14 protein-coding genes and 1 other RNA gene are annotated in these 15,174 nt (G+C 69.5%); 3 read left to right on the top strand and 12 right to left on the bottom strand.

Translation table 11 applies throughout. From position 1 onward, the window contains the following. Nucleotides 1-2: 2 nt before the first annotated feature. On the bottom strand, nt 3-1,187 hold the full coding sequence (gene ftsW, locus O4N75_RS09230) for a putative lipid II flippase FtsW (RefSeq protein ID WP_267233388.1): 1,185 nt from the start codon (nt 1,185-1,187) through the stop codon (nt 3-5). A 151-nt stretch (nt 1,188-1,338) separates the two neighbouring features. Here ftsW and O4N75_RS09225 point away from each other — a divergent pair, with 151 nt between their 5' ends. Next, on the top strand, nt 1,339-2,172 hold the full coding sequence (locus O4N75_RS09225) for a class I SAM-dependent methyltransferase (protein ID WP_269629058.1): 834 nt from the start codon (nt 1,339-1,341) through the stop codon (nt 2,170-2,172). Nucleotides 2,173-2,279: 107 nt separating this feature from the next. On the opposite strand, the gene murD is transcribed toward O4N75_RS09225, so the two are convergent. From murD to O4N75_RS09175, 10 genes are all read right to left on the bottom strand, one after another. Next, nucleotides 2,280-3,695, bottom strand: a complete 1,416-nt coding sequence (gene murD / locus O4N75_RS09220) for a UDP-N-acetylmuramoyl-L-alanine--D-glutamate ligase (protein WP_269629057.1) — start codon at nt 3,693-3,695, stop codon at nt 2,280-2,282. Between the two features lie 19 nt (nt 3,696-3,714). Further along, a complete protein-coding gene (gene mraY / locus O4N75_RS09215) occupies nt 3,715-4,824 on the bottom strand; it encodes a phospho-N-acetylmuramoyl-pentapeptide-transferase (protein WP_269629056.1) in 1,110 nt (369 codons plus the stop codon). Further along, nucleotides 4,824-6,221, bottom strand: coding sequence for a UDP-N-acetylmuramoyl-tripeptide--D-alanyl-D-alanine ligase (gene murF / locus O4N75_RS09210; protein WP_269629055.1), 1,398 nt, complete (start codon nt 6,219-6,221; stop codon nt 4,824-4,826). Before murF ends, mraY begins: the two co-directional genes overlap by 1 nt. Beyond that, the gene (locus O4N75_RS09205) at nt 6,214-7,668 is read right to left on the bottom strand and encodes a UDP-N-acetylmuramoyl-L-alanyl-D-glutamate--2,6-diaminopimelate ligase (RefSeq protein ID WP_269629054.1); all 1,455 of its coding nucleotides are present in this window, start codon (nt 7,666-7,668) and stop codon (nt 6,214-6,216) included. Before O4N75_RS09205 ends, murF begins: the two co-directional genes overlap by 8 nt. Next, entirely contained in the window at nt 7,668-9,416 is a 1,749-nt protein-coding gene (locus tag O4N75_RS09200) for a penicillin-binding protein 2 (RefSeq protein WP_269629053.1), read from the bottom strand. Before O4N75_RS09200 ends, O4N75_RS09205 begins: the two co-directional genes overlap by 1 nt. After that, on the bottom strand, nt 9,413-9,736 hold the full coding sequence (locus O4N75_RS09195) for a cell division protein FtsL (protein ID WP_267233381.1): 324 nt from the start codon (nt 9,734-9,736) through the stop codon (nt 9,413-9,415). Before O4N75_RS09195 ends, O4N75_RS09200 begins: the two co-directional genes overlap by 4 nt. Further along, nucleotides 9,733-10,662: a 16S rRNA (cytosine(1402)-N(4))-methyltransferase RsmH gene (rsmH, locus tag O4N75_RS09190; RefSeq protein ID WP_269629052.1), complete on the bottom strand. Its 930-nt coding sequence runs from the start codon at nt 10,660-10,662 to the stop codon at nt 9,733-9,735. The genes O4N75_RS09195 and rsmH overlap by 4 nt, the downstream gene beginning before the upstream one ends. Continuing rightward, nucleotides 10,659-11,126: a division/cell wall cluster transcriptional repressor MraZ gene (locus O4N75_RS09185; protein ID WP_269629051.1), complete on the bottom strand. Its 468-nt coding sequence runs from the start codon at nt 11,124-11,126 to the stop codon at nt 10,659-10,661. The genes rsmH and O4N75_RS09185 overlap by 4 nt, the downstream gene beginning before the upstream one ends. A gap of 286 nt (nt 11,127-11,412) precedes the next feature. Then, nucleotides 11,413-11,793: RNase P RNA component class A (gene rnpB, locus O4N75_RS09180), an RNA gene on the bottom strand. A 34-nt stretch (nt 11,794-11,827) separates the two neighbouring features. Then, entirely contained in the window at nt 11,828-13,150 is a 1,323-nt protein-coding gene (locus O4N75_RS09175) for a cytochrome P450 (protein ID WP_269629050.1), read from the bottom strand. 72 nt (nt 13,151-13,222) lie between these two features. Here O4N75_RS09175 and O4N75_RS09170 point away from each other — a divergent pair, with 72 nt between their 5' ends. After that, nucleotides 13,223-13,873, top strand: a complete 651-nt coding sequence (locus O4N75_RS09170) for a TetR/AcrR family transcriptional regulator C-terminal domain-containing protein (RefSeq protein WP_269629049.1) — start codon at nt 13,223-13,225, stop codon at nt 13,871-13,873. A gap of 138 nt (nt 13,874-14,011) precedes the next feature. After that, entirely contained in the window at nt 14,012-14,236 is a 225-nt protein-coding gene (locus O4N75_RS09165; RefSeq protein ID WP_269629048.1) for a hypothetical protein, read from the top strand. A 137-nt stretch (nt 14,237-14,373) separates the two neighbouring features. Here the strand turns inward: O4N75_RS09165 and O4N75_RS09160 are convergent, their stop codons facing one another. Further along, nucleotides 14,374-15,141 carry an SDR family oxidoreductase gene (locus tag O4N75_RS09160; protein ID WP_269629047.1) on the bottom strand — a complete coding sequence of 256 codons (768 nt, stop codon included), beginning with the start codon at nt 15,139-15,141 and terminating at the stop codon, nt 14,374-14,376. Nucleotides 15,142-15,174: the final 33 nt, after the last annotated feature.

The following is a 15,174-nucleotide window of genomic DNA, read 5'->3' as shown; positions in this document are numbered from 1 at the left end:
CTTTAGGCGAACGCGCCGGCCTTGGCGAGGCCTTCGCCTTGGGAATAGGCGCCCGGTCGACGGCGAGTCAGCGCAAGCGCCATGCCGAACGTCAGGCAGATCGCCCACATCGACGAGCCGCCGTACGAAATAAACGGAAGAGTCATGCCCTTGGTCGGGATCATGTTCAGGTTCACCGCCACATTGATGAAGGCCTGCTGCCCGACCAGGACGAACAGCCCCGCCGCAGCGACCTGCTCGAAGGGATCGGTCAGCTTCATGGCGCGATAGAGGCCGCGCGTGACGATGAAGCCCAAAAGCGCGATCAGCAGCAGCGAGAAGATCAGCCCGTACTCCTCGGCGCCGACCGAGTAGATGAAGTCGGTGTGAAGGTCGGGCACGTGGCGCTTCATGACGCCCTCGCCCGGACCACGGCCGAAGAAGCCGCCGGCGGCGATAGCCTCGGCGGCGCGGTCCACCTGGTGGGTGTCGGCGCGGTCAGGACTGAGGAAGCGGTCCACGCGGCTGGCCACGTGCGGGAACAGGAAATAGGTCGAGCTAAGGCCCGTCACCGCCACGCCGCCGAGCAGCATCACCCACGACAGCGGCACCCCGGCCATCCAGAACGCCGCCCCGAAGGCGATGGTGATCAGCACCGTCTGGCCGACGTCCGGCTGGATCAGCAGCAGCCCGACCGACAGGAAATAGAGGCCGAAGGCGATCGAGACGCCCGGCACCCCCTGCCCCTTCTGGCCTTCCGAGAACATCCACGAGACCAGCACGATCAACGCCGGCTTCATGAACTCCGACGGCTGCAGGGTGAAGCCGCCCAGCTGCACCCAGCGGGTCGCGCCCTTGGCCGTGTGCCCCAGGAACGGGAGGATGAGCATGATCGCGATGGCGACCAGATATATGAAGAACGCCGCCCGCCGGATCCCCTTGGCGTCGAGCATCGACACCCCGATCAGGATCGCCGCGCCGGTGACCGCAAACACGCACTGGCGCACCGCGAAGTGGAAGGGATCGCCGACGTTCATCCGCGCCGCCGCCGCCGGGCTGGCGGCGAAGGACATCATCACCCCGATGGCGATCAGGGCGGCCACCGCCCCCAACATCCAGCGGTCCGTCGTCCACCACCAGATCCCGACCGACGAGCGGTCGCTCCGCGCAAAGGCGTGGGCCTGCTGGGGGCGATGGATGTGACTCATGGGCGTCTCCGCGGGCGCGGCGGCCCGTATCCTTCAGATGCCCGCGGCATGCTTAAAATACCTTAACCAAGCCTGGCCTTGGGCGCCCTGCGACTTGAAATCTTTCGCCGGGCGGGGCGACATCGCACTCCAGCCGAAGAAGGACGCCCCGATGACCGATGTCCCCTCCGCCCCGACCGATCAGGCCGCCTATTGGAACAAGACCGGCGGCCAAGCCTGGGTCGATCTGCAGGACATGATGGACGACCTCAATCGCCCGATCGAGGAAGCCCTGGTCGACCGCGCCTTTCCCGGCGTCGGCAAGCAGGTTCTGGACATCGGTTGCGGCGCCGGCGCGACCACCCTGGCCATGGCCCGCCGGCTCGGCGCCGAGGGGCTGAGCCTCGGCGTCGACATCTCCGCGCCGCTGATCGAGATCGCCTCCGGCCAGGCCGCGCCCGGCGCGCGGTTCGTCCAAGCCGACGCCCAGACCTACGACTTCGACGGCGCGCGCTTCGACGCGGCCATGTCGCGGTTCGGCGTCATGTTCTTCAGCGACTTCGACGCTGCCTTCGCCAACATCCGCAGCGGCCTGAAACCCGGCGCCGAGCTGGTTTTCGCCTGCTGGCGCAGCCCGGCCGACAACCCGATGGCGATCATCCCCGGGCGCGCCGCCGCCCCATACCTGCCGCCTTCTCCGCCGACCGATCCGCTGGCGCCCGGCCGCTTCGCCTTCGCCGATCCCGAGCGCGTGCGCGGGATCCTGAGCCGCAGCGGCTGGAACGACATCGACATCACCCGGCTCGACGCGCCGACCCCGATCGCACTGGCCGACCTGGTCACGCTCAGCCTGCGCATGGGCCCGCTCGCCGCGGCCCTGCGAGACGCTGACGAGACGACGCGCGGCAAGGTGCGTGACGCGGTGACGACGGCGCTGGAGGCCGAGGCGGTCGACGGCGTGGTGCCGATGGTCGCCGGCTGCTGGCTGGTGACGGCGCGGGCCTAGAGCCCTTCCCAATCACGATGGATCATCGTGAGTGGGAAGGGCTCTAAAATCGAAGAATCGACCCTGTTCATCCCACTTGGCTTGATTCAAGCCAAGTGGGACAGGGTCTAGGCGCGCGCGCCTTTCGCGGCCGGCCGGCTCAGCCCCAGCACCGCTTCGCGGAACGCCTCGCCGCGGGCTTCGAAATCGGCGAACTGGTCGAACGAAGCGCAGGCCGGCGACAGCAGCACGACCGCGTCCTGGCCCGAGCCCGAGGCGTCCGCATAGGCCGCCGCCACGGCCGCCGGGAGCGTCCCGCACTTGGCGAACTCGGCCTTGCCGTCGAGCGTCGCGGCGAACGCGTCCTGCGCCTCGCCGATCAGGTAGGCTTTCTCGATTCGCGGGAAGAGGTCGCCGAGACTGTCGATGCCGCCGGCCTTTGGCACGCCGCCGGCGATCCAGTAGAACTTCGGATAGCTCGACATCGCCTGGCGCGCCGCATCGGCGTTGGTCGCCTTGCTGTCGTTGACGAACCGGACCTTGCCGACCGCGCCCACCGTCTCCATCCGGTGCGCCAGCCCCGGGAAGCTCATCAGGCCGTCGGCCGCCTCCTGCGAGGTCAGGCCCAGGCCGCGCACCGCGGCGTAGGCGGCTGCGGCGTTCTGCCAGTTGTGACGGCCGGGCAGCGAGCGCGCCCGCAGCAGGTCGGCGACCTCCACCGCCCGCTCGCCCGTCGCATCGTAGAGCAGGCCCTGCAGGACGTAGACCCCGCGGCCGATCGCCTTGGAAGCCGAGATCGGGACGATGGTCCGGCGGTTGGCGGCAGTGATCTCGGTGCAGATCCGCTGGCCCCAGGGATCGTCGACGCCGATCACGGCGGTGTCGCCCTTGCCCTGGTTCAGCAGGATGCGGCGCTTGGCCGCCACATACCCTTCCATTCCGCCGTGGCGGTCCAGGTGGTCGGGCGAGACGTTGAGCAGCAGCGCCACGTCGGGCTTCAGGCTTGAGGTCAGGTCCAGCTGGTAGGAACTCAGCTCAAGCACGTAGACCGCCCCGCCGTGCATGTCCTCCAGGCCGAGCACGCCCTGGCCGATATTGCCGCCCACCCGCACGTCGCGCCCGGCGGACGCGCAGATGTGGCCGATCAGCGCCGTGGTGGTCGACTTGCCGTTGGTGCCGGTGATGGCGACGATCTTCGGACGCTTGTGCTCGGGCGCGGCGTTCACGGTGCGGGCGAACAGCTCGATGTCGCCCAGGATCTCGACGCCCGCGGCCTTGGCCTTCTCGACCGTCCAGTGCGGCTTGGGATGGGTCAGCGGCACGCCCGGCGACAGCATCAGGGCGGCGAACTGCGACCAGTCGGCGGTGGAGAGGTCCAGCAGTACCAGGCCCTCGGCCTGCGCCGCCGCGCGGCTTTCCGGCTTCTCGTCCCAGACCACGACCTTGGCTCCGCCCAGGGCGAGGGCGCGCGCGGCCGTCAGCCCTGTGCGGGCCAGGCCGAACACGGCGACCGTCCTGCCCTCGAAGCCGCGGACCGGGATCATGAGACTGCCAGCCCTCCCCTTACCGCAGCTTCAGCGTCGCAAGGCCCAGCAGGGCGAGCATCACGGCGATGATCCAGAAACGGATGACGACGGTGCTCTCGGACCAGCCGAGCTTTTCGAAGTGGTGGTGGATCGGGGCCATGCGGAACACCCGCTTGCCTGTCAGCTTGAACGAGGCGACCTGGATCATCACCGACAGGGTCTCCATCACGAAGAGACCGCCGACAATGCCGAGCACGATCTCGTGCTTGGTGGCCACGGCCACGGCGCCGATGCCGCCGCCCAGCGCCAGCGAACCAGTGTCGCCCATGAAGATCTTGGCCGGCGGGGCGTTATACCAGAGGAAGCCGAGGCCGGCGCCGATCATCGCCCCGCAATAGATCGCGATCTCGCCTACGCCCGGAACGAAGTGCAGCTTCAGGTACTGGGCGAAGACGTAGTTGCCGACGAGATAGGCGATGAAGCCGAAAGCCGCGGCGGCGATCATCACCGGCACGGTCGCCAAGCCGTCGAGGCCGTCGGTGAAGTTCACCGCGTTGGCCGCGCCGACGATGATGAAGGCCCCGAACGCCAGGTAGAACCAGCCGAGCGGCATCAGCAGCTGCTTGAAGACCGGGAACGCCACCGAGGTGGCCAATTCCGGGGTCTCCGGCGGGCTGGTGCCGAAGACCACCATCAACGCCACGGCGGCGACCGCGATCGCCGCCTCCATGACCAGGCGGATCTTGCCCGACACGCCCGCCGTCGATTGCTTAGTGACCTTGGCGTAGTCGTCGGTGAAGCCGAGCACGCCATAGCCGGCCGTGACCAGGATCACCGCCCAGACATAGACGTTGCTGAGGTCCGACCACAGCAACGTGCCGACCAGCAGGCCGGCCAGGATCATCACCCCGCCCATGGTCGGGGTGCCGGCCTTCTCGACCACGTGACGCTCAATGCCGTCGGCGCGGATCGGCTGCCCCTTGCCCTGCTTGGCCTGCATCCAGCGGATGAAGCGCGAGCCCATGGCCACCACCACCAGCTGGGCCGTGAACAGCGCCATGCCGGTGCGGAAAGTCTGATATTTCAGCAGGTTGAGGAACGGCACATAGCCGTCCGCGGCGAGCTGTTGATACAGCCAGTAAAGCATCAGCCCGTCTCCCCCGAACGCACGTCGAGCGCGCTCAGCGCAGCTGCGACCGCGCCGGCTCTCGAGCCGTTGGACCCCTTCACCATCACCAGATCACCCGGCCCCACGGCCGCGCTGATCAGCGGCGCCAGCTCCGCCGCACTTTCGGCGTAACCGCCGCGACGAGTCGGCGGAAGGGCGTCCCACAGGGATTTCATCAACGGCCCGGCGGCGAACACCAGGTCTACGCCCGCCGCTTCGAGCGGCCCGGCCAGGCCAGCATGGAAGGCGGGAGCCTCGGCTCCGAGCTCCAGCATGTCGGTCAGGGCGACGATACGCCGCCCGCCGGTCTTGCGCGCGCCCAGGCTGGCGAACGCCGCGCCCATCGAAATCGGGTTGGCGTTGTAGCTTTCGTCGATCAGCGTGAAGAGGCCGCCTGCCAGCTTCACCAGCTTCTCCGCGCCGCGGCCGGCCAGCGGCTCGAACGCGCCCAGCGCCGCAAGACTGTCGTCCAGGCCGACGTCCAGGGCCTCCAGCATCAGCAAAACGGCCATGCTGTTCGGGCCCCAATGGAAGCCGGTCTGCAGGATCGGAAAGTCCAGCGCCTTGCCGTGCAGCCGCGCCTTGATCACCGCGCGGCCCGGTTCGGGCGCGAAATCCACCAGCTGGGCGTCGCAGTCCTTGCCAGTCCCGAAGCTGCGCACCGTGGCCCCGGCTTTGTGGGCCTCCTCGGCCAGCAGCTCGAACCACTTGTTGTCGGCGTTCAACACCGCCACGCCGCCCGGCTCGATGCCGGCGAAGATTTCGGCCTTGGCCCTGGCCACCCCGACCTCGCCGTCAGGGAAGTTCTCCACGTGCACCGGGCCGACCGTCGTGATCGCCACCGCATGCGGCCGTACGAACCGCGACAGGGGCGTGATCTCGTCGGCGTGGTTCATGCCGATCTCGAAGATCGCCCGTTCGGTGTCCCGCGGCATGCGGGCCAGGGTCAGCGGCACGCCGATGTGGTTGTTGTAGCTCTTGACCGACGAATGGGCGCGGCCGGCCCGTTCGAGGCCCGCCCGGATCGCCTGGGTGACGCTGGTCTTGCCGACCGAGCCAGTGACCGCGCCGCGACGGGCCTGGGGCGCACGCTCGCGCGCGGCTTCCCCTAGCTTTTCCAAGGCCTTGAGCGTGTCATCTACGAGGACGCTGGCCCCCTCGACGCTCCGGGAAGCCAGGCTGGCGGCCGCTCCGGCGGCCAGCGCTTGCGGCACGAACTCGTGCCCGTCGCGGGCCCCGGCCAGGGCGACGAACAGGTCGCCGGTCTCGATGCTCCGCGTGTCGATCGACACCCCGCCAACCGCAAAGGCCGGGCCGGAGAGCGCCCCGCCGGTCGCCGCGGCGATCTCGTCGGACGTCCAGAGCGGCTTAGACATGCGCAGCCTCCAGCGCCGCGGCCACTTCGGCCACGTCGTCGAAGAAGTGAACGGTCGAACCGACGATTTGGTACTGCTCGTGGCCCTTGCCGGCCACGACGAGAACGTCCCCCGGGCCCATCAGCGCCACGCCGGCGCGGATCGCCTCGCGGCGGTCGCCGACCTCGCGCGAACCCGGCGCGCCGGCCAGGATCTCGGCGCGGATGTCGGCAGGGACTTCCGTGCGCGGATTGTCGTCGGTGACGATGGCGATGTCGGCATGCTGGGCCGCGGCCAGGCCCATCAGCGGGCGCTTGGCGCGGTCGCGGTCGCCGCCGGCCCCGAACACCACGATCAGCTTGCCCTCGACGTGCGGGCGCAGCGACTTCAGCACCGTCTCCAGGCCGTCGGGCGTATGGGCGTAGTCGACATAGGCCTCGCCGCCCTTGGCGCTGGTCCCCACCCGTTGCAGGCGGCCCGGCGCGCCCTCCAGGCTCTCCAGCGCCTTCAGGACGTCCCCGATCGCCTCGCCGGCGGCGACGCACAGGCCCGCGGCCACCAGGGCGTTCGACGCCTGGAACGCGCCCGCCAGCGGCAGACGGACCTCGTAGGTCTTGCCCTTGGCCTCGATCTTCAGGGTTTGGCCGTCCGGCGTCGCCGTATGGCCGACCAGTTTCAGCCCCTGCCCCGCCTCGCCGACCGACAGCACCGACTGGCCCGATCCGATGGCCGCCGCGGCGAAGGCGCCATAGGCGTCGGAGTCGGCGTTCAGCACGGCCACGCCGCCCCGCGGCAGCAGGGCCTCGAACAGACGCAGCTTGGCGTCGCGATAGGCCTCCATGGTGTGGTGGTAGTCGAGATGATCCTGGGTCAGGTTCAGGAAGCCCGCCGCGGTCAGTTCCGCCCCGTCCAGCCGCCGCTGGTCGATCCCGTGCGACGAAGCCTCCATGGCCAGGTGGGTCACGCCCTTGGCGACCATCACCGACATCAACTCGGCGACGTCGGCGGCGTCCGGCGTGGTCAGGCCCGGCGGGGTGATCTGCTCGTCCAGGCCGGGGCCCGTCGCGCGCACGCCCAGGGTGCCCATGCTGGCGGCGCGATGGCCCAGGCGGTTGAAGATCTGCCGGCAGAAGGCGGCGACAGAGGTCTTGCCGTTGGTGCCGGTCACGGCGACGACCACCGGCGGCTGCGCGCCCCAAAACGCGCGCGCGGCCAGGGCGTAGACCCGGCGCGGATCGGGCGTGACGATCACCGGAACGCCCAGTTCCGGCATATCCTCGGCGGCGATGACCGCCGCAGCGCCCGCCTCGACCGCCTTGGCGGCGAACGCCTTGCCGTCGACCTTGGAGCCCGGCAGGGCCGCGAACAGAAAGCCCGGCTTCACCTTGCGGCTGTCGGCGGTTACGCCGGCGATCGCCGGATCACTTGCGAAAGTCTTCTGGACCAACTGGGAAAGCGTCTTGGCCATCAGTGGCCGTCCGAGATCGGCTGGACGGCGCCGTCGCCGACGACCTTGATGAGTTCCGGTTGACGCTGCACGCCCAGGAAGGGCGCGATGCGGTCGATGACGCGGCCGGCGGCCGGCGCGGCGACCCAGCCGCCCGTGGAGTAGCCGTAGGTCTTGGCCGTACCATGCGGCTCGTCCATCAGGATCAGCACGAAGTAGCGGTCCGCCTGCACCGTGCCCGAGGTCGGGAACACCGCGGCGAACGAGGACACTTGCCGCTCGGTCGAATAGGCGCGGATCGCCGGATCGTACTTCTCGCCGGTGCCGGTCTTGCCGCCGACGCTCAGGCCCGGGGCGTCGGCCGACTTGCCGCTGCCGCCGATAACGTTGGCGCGCATAATCTGCAGCATCTGCAGCGAAGTCTGCTCGGACAGCACGCGCTGGCCCTGCGGCCGCTGCCCCGGCTCGAGCTTCTTGATGGTCAGCGGCACCATGTAGCCGCCGTTCAGCAGCGCGCCCATGGCGCTCGACAGCGCGACGGGGCTGACGTTCATGCCGTGGCCGAACGAGGTCGAGGCCACCGTATCGATGTCCCACTTGCGCGGCGTCAGCGGACGAGCCGACTCCATCAGCTCCACCTGCGCGGGCTTGGTCAGGCCCAGGGCGGTGAAATACTTGCTGAGACGCTCGGCCCCGACGCTCTCGGCCAGCTTGGCGGTGCCGATATTCGAGGACCGCTGGAACACCTCGACCAGGGTCAGGATCTTCCGGGCCGCGTGGTAGTCCTTGATGGTCCGATAGCCGAGCTGATACGGCACGCGCGCGTCGAAGGTCGACGACGGCGTGGCCACGCCGGTGTCTAGGCCGATGGCGACGGTGAACGCCTTGAAGGTCGAGCCCATCTCGTAGATCGAGGCGGCCGCACGGTTCAGCTTGGCGTTGTCGTCGGCCTTGGCGACCTGGTTCGGGTCGAAGGTCGGATAGCTAGCCATCCCGAGGATTTCGCCGGTGTGGACGTTGGTCACGATGCCCACCGCGCCGCGCGGCTGGAACTCGGCCGCCGCCTTGTAGAGCTCGTCCTCCAGCGCAGCCTGGACGCGCAGGTCGATCGACAGCGCCACCGCCGTCTTCGAGGCCGCATTGCCGCGGATGGTGTCGTTCAGCGCTCGCTCGGCGCCGGCCAGGCCCACGCCGCCGGTGTCGGCGAACCCGACCAGGTGGGCCGCAGTCGTCCCCAGCGGATAGACCCGGCGCTCCTCCGGCTCGAAGGTCACGCCCGGCAGGCCCAGGGCGTGGATCCGGGCGCGCACTTCCGGCGTCAGGCCGGCGGCTACGAAGCCGCGGCGCTCGCCGCTCAGCACCTTCTCCAGGCGCTGGCGATTCAGGTTCGGCAGGGCCGAGCGCAGGGCCCGGCGGGTCTCGTCGGCGTCCCAGATCTCCCGCGGGTCGACATAGAGGCCATAGTGCAGCAGGTCGGCGGCCAGCATGGCGCCGTTGCGGTCGACCAGGTCGGCGCGCGAGGCCCCCACCGGCGCGGCGTAGCCGCCGCTGCGGCCGGCGTCCGAGAACAGGGCCGCGCGCGTCGCGCCGATCGCCAGCAGCAGGAAGGCGGTCGCGAACAGCGCCAGCACGAAGAAGATGCGGATGCGCGTGTCGTCTTCGGCCTTGCCGGCCGCCTTGGCGCGCTCGAAGGCGTGCTCCAGCCCCCAGACCTTGGCCTTGAGCCAGCGCCAGCCCGGCGCTTCGAACGATGGATGAGCAAGGCTCACGGCTTTGGCTTCCCGAGGGCGACTTCGCCCAGTTTGTCGATGGTGGTCTCGTGCTTGGCGCCGACCGGCCCCATGCCCAGATGGGCGGTGGACAGCGACTCGATCCGCGAGGGCTGCTCCAGGTGGGCGACTTCGGCCTGCAAGAGGCGGATGCGGGCCTTCTCGGCGTCGATCTGCTTTTCGACCGCGGCGATCTCCGCGCGTTCGCGCCCGGCCATGGTCTTGGCCAGGTAGACCGACAGGATCACGGCGACCAGAACCCCCAGCGCGACCACGTCGACCAGCCGGAAGCCCCGAATCTTGCGGGTTAGGAGACTCATGCCGTCTCCTTCCATACCGGAGCGGAGGTGCGAACCCCCACCCTCAACTTGGCCGATCTCGCGCGCGGATTGGTCGCGGTCTCGGCCTCGCTGGGGGCGCGGGCGCCGTTGAACAGCAGCTGGAAGCTCGGCGGCGCGCCGGCCTCGACGGGCGGCGCATGGCGCGAGCCGCCCGGGGTCTTGCCCGCCCGCTCGGTGAAGAAAGCCTTGGCGATCCGGTCTTCCAGCGAGTGGAAGGTCACCACCGCCAGCCGGCCGCCCGGCTTTAGCACCCGCTCGGCGGCGACCAGGCCGGCCTCAAGCTCGGACAGCTCCTCGTTGACCGCAATGCGCAGGCCCTGGAACGAACGGGTGGCCGGATGCACCTTGGCCCCGCGCCGCCCGCCCAGGGCGCGCTCGATCACCTCGGCCAAGTCCAGGGTGCGGGTGAAGGCCTGCTCGGCCCGGCGACGGACGATGAACGAAGCCACGCGGCGCGACTGCCGCTCCTCGCCGTAGACGTAGAAGATCCGCGCCAGCTCGGCCGGCTCGGCGGTGTTGACGATGTCGGCGGCGGTGGGGCCGTCGGCACCCATGCGCATGTCCAACGGCCCGTCGCGCATGAACGAGAAGCCGCGCTCGGCCTGGTCGAGCTGCATCGACGAGACGCCGAGGTCCAGCGCCACGCCGTCGGCGACGCCCTCGCCCAGTTCGTCGGCCATCTGCGAGAAGCGCCCGTCGATCAGGCGGAAACGCTCGCCCAGCCCCTCAGCGAACTTGCGCGCGCTCGGATCGCGGTCGAAGGCGACGACGTCGGCGCCGGTCGCCAGGAAGGCGCGGCTGTAGCCGCCGGCCCCGAAGGTGCCGTCGACGATCAGCTTGCCGCTCGCCGGCTCCAGCGCGGCGATCACTTCATCCAGCAGGACCGAGGTGTGGGGCGCGCTCATTGGGCGGCTCCCAGCTTGGCGGCGCGCTGCTGGGCGCGCAGTTCGGCGAGGCCTGCGCGGGCCAGTTCGCGCTGGGCGGCGCGATGGGCCTGGAACGCCTCGCGCTCCCAGATCTGGAACCGGTCGCCCAGGCCGACCAGCACGACCCAGTCGGTCAGGCCGAACTGGTCGCAGAGCTGCTCAGGCAGGGTGATGCGGCCGGCGGTGTCGAAATTCATCTTCGCCTGCCCGCCCAGCACCGACAGCTCGATCGCCGAACGCACCGGGTCGCCGAACGGCATCTCGTCCATCAGCGCGATGTAGCGGTCGAACAGGGCGCGGCCGCCGCCCTCGATGCAGTCGGCCTCGATCGAGGGAAAGCAGACAATGCCGTCGAAGGGACCGGAGACGAGCGCGCGGAATTCCTGCGGCACGACGATGCGCCGCTTGGCGTCCACCTGTTTCTCGAAGGTCGAGAGAAACATCTCGCCGCGCCCCAGATCGCGGCTCCGAGCGAGCCGCCAACTTCACCCCGTTTCGGACCCGCAGAGCCTCCTGCTCCGACGCGCCGCCGATCCTTAACGGATGCTGATTGGGTTAACATGGGATCAATTGGGAGACAATGACTCCAGCCGGCAATTTCTGGGGAATCCCAAAGACATTACGGCCGAAATGCAGTCACCCACAGCGGCTATTCACAGAACATACAATGAACACTTTGAGTATAGCCGCCCTGTCTGTGGACGGCGGTGGATAAGCAGGACGGAAGTTCGGACCAGACGGCCTATAAGCCGGGTTCTGTGCCGCCCGCGAACGGGCGCGACGATCATTCCTCTGGACCGCCCATTGCTGGACGGTTCTCGCGACCTACCCGGACGCCTCAGGCCTATGACGGCCCTACCCCTTGCGGGGCGCGGAATCCCTATTCGGTCTTGCTCCTGGCGGGGCTTGCCATGCCGTCCCTGTCACCAGGTCCGCGGTGGGCTCTTACCCCACCCTTTCACCCTTACCCCGGTCGAAACCGGGGCGGTCTGCTCTCTGTGGCGCTATCCCTGGGGTCGCCCCCGGCGGGCGTTACCCGCCGCCATGTCATAGTGGAGCCCGGACTTTCCTCGACCGCCCGAAGGCAGCCGCGATCGCCCGGCCGTCTGGTCCGCGCGCTAAGTGGGCCGCCCCGCGCCGCCGGTCAAGGCTCCCGCGCGACCAACTCCATCCCAATTCGTCCCATCGGGCGCAGCGTCATCCGCGGCTTCATGCCCACCGCGCCCGGATCGACCAGCTTCAGGCGGTAGCGGCGGGCGATCTCGCACAGCACCTCTACCGCCTCGGTCATGGCCAGCGAGGCGCCGATGCAGATCCGCGGCCCTGCGCCGAACGGCAGATAGGCGTAGCGCGCCGGCCGCTCGCCCGCAAAACGGTCCGGGTCGAAGCGTTCCGGATCGTCCCAGTGGTCGCGATGACGATGCACGACCCAGGGCGCGACGCAGACGAACGCCCCCTTGGGGATGCGCACGCCGCAGATCTCATCCTCCGCCTTGGCCTGGCGCAGCGGGATGCGCGGCACCGGCGGGAACAGCCGCATGGCCTCCTCGATCACCTGACGGGCATAGGTCGGCGGCGCGTCGGGCGAGGCCTCGAGCGCCGCATGCAGCCGCGCCTCGACCTGCGGGTGCAGCGCCAGCAGGTACCAGGTCCAGGTCAGGGCGACCGCGGTGGTCTCGTGGCCGGCGATGAAGATGGTCACGAACTGGTCGCGCACCTCGCGGTCGCTCAGGCCCCGGCCCGCCTCCGGGTCACGCGCGGCGATCAGCCGGTCGAGCAGGTCGCCCTCGCCGGACGCGACGCGGCGCTGGGCGATCAGCCGCGCGATCCAGGCGTCGAACACGGTGAACAGGGCTGCGACCCGCCGCTCGCGTTCTCGGGCCCGCAGCCCTCTCAAGCCCGGCGTGAAGTCGGCCAGGCCGAAACGCTCCAGCACCGCCTCGGCCGATCGCAGGGTCTGCTCCATCACCGGCCCCAGGTCGTCCCCCGCCGCCGAGAACATCACCCGCGAAATGATCTTCAGGGTCAGGTCGCCCATCGCCTCGGAGACATCGATCACCTGCCCCGGCCTCCAGGTCCCGATCACCTCGCGCGCGGTGGCGGTGATGGTCGGGACCGCGGCCTGGGCGCTGTGCGGGTCGAAGGCCGGCGCCATCAGCCGGCGATGCCGCCTCCAGGCCTCGCCCTCGCTGGTCAGGACGCCTTCGCCGAGAAAGGCCTCGAACAGCCGGCTCTGGATCGCGGCCTTCGGATAGTTGTCCGCCGCGTCGAGCAGCACGTGCTTGACGCCTTCCGCCGCGCTGACCAGGAAGCTCGGCCCCAGCGGACTGCGCTGTGCGAACACCGGCTCAACGAACGCGCCCTGCGGGATCACCGCCAGCGTGTTGCCTCGGGCGACGCGCAGCGCCTGCCACAGGGGCAGCGGTCGCGGCGGCGGGACCGGGACGGGCGGAAGCGGGGCCTGCATGGGGACACCTTTATTTAACGCCGTTAAATAAGAAGCTAGCGCCGACGCCCCGCTTACGTCAATAAGGTCGCCATGCCCCGCAAGCCCGGCCCCCAGCTGTCGCGTGAAGACGTCGTCCAGGCCGCCGCACGCCTGCTCGAGCGCGAAGGGTACGATCGGCTGACCATGCGCGGCGTCGCCGCCGAGCTGGGCGTCCAGGCCCCCGCGCTCTACTGGCACGTGAAGAGCAAGGAAGGCCTCTCTCTGCTGCTCTTCGACCACCTGATCGCCGACCTCGACTATGGCGCGCCGACCGGCGACTGGCGTGTCGACCTGAAGCGGATGGCCGGCGTCCTGCGCCGCCGGCTGGTCGAGACGCGCGACATCACCCGCCTGTTCCCCGACGACTACAGCTCGGGCCCGCGCGCCGCGCGACCGCTGGAGCTGTCGTTGGGAATCATGCGCGCCGCCGGCCTTGCCCCAACCGACGCCATCGCCGCCTACGGGACGGCGCTGTCCTATGTGGTCGGCTGGTCGCGGTTCGAGGTCACGCGCCGGGCGAACGAGGCGCAAGGCGTCCGCCCCTCCCCGCCCGCCTCCGAGCAGCAGCCGAACCTGGCCTGGGCGCTGCAGGGCGGCCCGCCCGACATCGACACAGGCTTCGAGTTCGGCGTCGACCTGCTGATTGCGGGCCTGGAGCAGCGTCTCCAGCGCAGCCTTGCGGAACCCGCCCCTCGCGCCTAGCTTCTAGCGAGCTGTCCGGCAGAGGATATCTACGTGTGTGCTGTGGTCGATTGAGGCCCTGAGGAACCACAGGCTGACGCCTGTTCCCTGACCCGCCGCGCCAGTGCGCGCGGGCGCTTCATGTCGACTGGACACAAAATGCCGAAATCAAACGAACCGCGCGCGCCGGCGCCGCACCCGGAATCCGCCCACGAACCGACCGCGGCCGAGCGCGCCCGCGCGATCATCGAACGCCAGCTTTCCCTGAAACAGCATGGCCACCAGGCCCTGAGCGGCGGCAAGGCCGGCGGCGTCCACAAACCCGGCAAGGGCGGCTGGTCGCCGGCCCCGATCCGTCCTGGAGGACGTGGGCGGAGGGGCTAGCACCGAACAGCGCCATCCCGGTTTGCGCAACAAGTCCGGGATGGCGCGTGAGCCTTCTCTTTTAGTTTGTCTTGGCCGGGCCGCAGGTCCCGGCCGATCCCCGGCACGCTTGCGCGGCCGGGGATGACGAACGTGGCTTAGAACTCGGCCGAACCGCCGTCGCACGGCACGACGGCGCCCGTCGTGTAGGCGCTCGCTCGGCTGGCCAGGAAGATCGCCACCCCGGCGATGTCCTCAGGCGTGCCGATGCGGCCGCGCGGGTTGGATTTGGCGATGGCGTCGCCGGCCCGCGCCAGGGTCGCGGCCATCATGTGGCTCTGGAAGGGGCCGGGGGCGATGGCGTTGACCAGGATGTGCTCGGGCGCCAGCCGCTTGGCCAGGTGGCGGGTCAGCATGATGCAGCCGGCCTTCGAGGTCGAATAGGCGTAGGTCTCCAGGGCCGGCGGCTCGATGCCGTTGACCGAGGCGATGTTGATGACCCGCGACGGGTTTTCGTGCGTCGCCGCGGCGCGCAGCTGCGGCAGCAGCTTCTGGGTCAGGAAGAAGATCGACTTCACGTTGAGGTCGACGGTCTTGTCCCAGCCGTCCTCCGGATATTCGTCGATCGGCGCGCCCCAGGTGGCGCCGGCGTTATTGACCAGGATGTCGAGCTTGTCCTCGCGCTCGGCCAGGGCGGCGGCCAGGCCGGTGATGCCCTCCATGTTCGACAGGTCGAAAGGCAGCGAGATGCAGGTCCCGTACTTCGACAGCTCCTCGGCCAGGCCGTCACAGACATTGGCCTTGCGCGAGGAGATATAGACCTTGGCGCCGTTCTCGACATAGCCGCGGGCGATCATCTCGCCGATGCCGCGGCTGCCGCCGGTGACCAGGGCGACCTTGCCCTCAACGCTGAACAGGTTGCGCATCAAAACGTCCCTCAATTTCGAAATAAAGGTATG

The organism is Phenylobacterium sp. NIBR 498073, from assembly GCF_027286305.1.
Classification (GTDB): Bacteria; Pseudomonadota; Alphaproteobacteria; order Caulobacterales; family Caulobacteraceae; genus Phenylobacterium.
This window is presented reverse-complemented; position numbering and strand designations above follow the sequence as displayed.

What these genes read in the sequence shown, in the direction of transcription:
- ftsW (WP_267233388.1), bottom strand. Translation starts at nt 1,187, where the DNA reads ATGAGTCACATCCATCGCCCCCAGCAGGCCCACGCCTTTGCGCGGAGC.
- O4N75_RS09225 (WP_269629058.1), top strand. Translation starts at nt 1,339, where the DNA reads ATGACCGATGTCCCCTCCGCCCCGACCGATCAGGCCGCCTATTGGAAC.
- murD (WP_269629057.1), bottom strand. Translation starts at nt 3,695, where the DNA reads ATGATCCCGGTCCGCGGCTTCGAGGGCAGGACGGTCGCCGTGTTCGGC.
- mraY (WP_269629056.1), bottom strand. Translation starts at nt 4,824, where the DNA reads ATGCTTTACTGGCTGTATCAACAGCTCGCCGCGGACGGCTATGTGCCG.
- murF (WP_269629055.1), bottom strand. Translation starts at nt 6,221, where the DNA reads ATGTCTAAGCCGCTCTGGACGTCCGACGAGATCGCCGCGGCGACCGGC.
- O4N75_RS09205 (WP_269629054.1), bottom strand. Translation starts at nt 7,668, where the DNA reads ATGGCCAAGACGCTTTCCCAGTTGGTCCAGAAGACTTTCGCAAGTGAT.
- O4N75_RS09195 (WP_267233381.1), bottom strand. Translation starts at nt 9,736, where the DNA reads ATGAGTCTCCTAACCCGCAAGATTCGGGGCTTCCGGCTGGTCGACGTG.
- rsmH (WP_269629052.1), bottom strand. Translation starts at nt 10,662, where the DNA reads ATGAGCGCGCCCCACACCTCGGTCCTGCTGGATGAAGTGATCGCCGCG.
- O4N75_RS09185 (WP_269629051.1), bottom strand. Translation starts at nt 11,126, where the DNA reads ATGTTTCTCTCGACCTTCGAGAAACAGGTGGACGCCAAGCGGCGCATC.
- O4N75_RS09175 (WP_269629050.1), bottom strand. Translation starts at nt 13,150, where the DNA reads ATGCAGGCCCCGCTTCCGCCCGTCCCGGTCCCGCCGCCGCGACCGCTG.
- O4N75_RS09170 (WP_269629049.1), top strand. Translation starts at nt 13,223, where the DNA reads ATGCCCCGCAAGCCCGGCCCCCAGCTGTCGCGTGAAGACGTCGTCCAG.
- O4N75_RS09165 (WP_269629048.1), top strand. Translation starts at nt 14,012, where the DNA reads ATGCCGAAATCAAACGAACCGCGCGCGCCGGCGCCGCACCCGGAATCC.
- O4N75_RS09160 (WP_269629047.1), bottom strand. Translation starts at nt 15,141, where the DNA reads ATGCGCAACCTGTTCAGCGTTGAGGGCAAGGTCGCCCTGGTCACCGGC.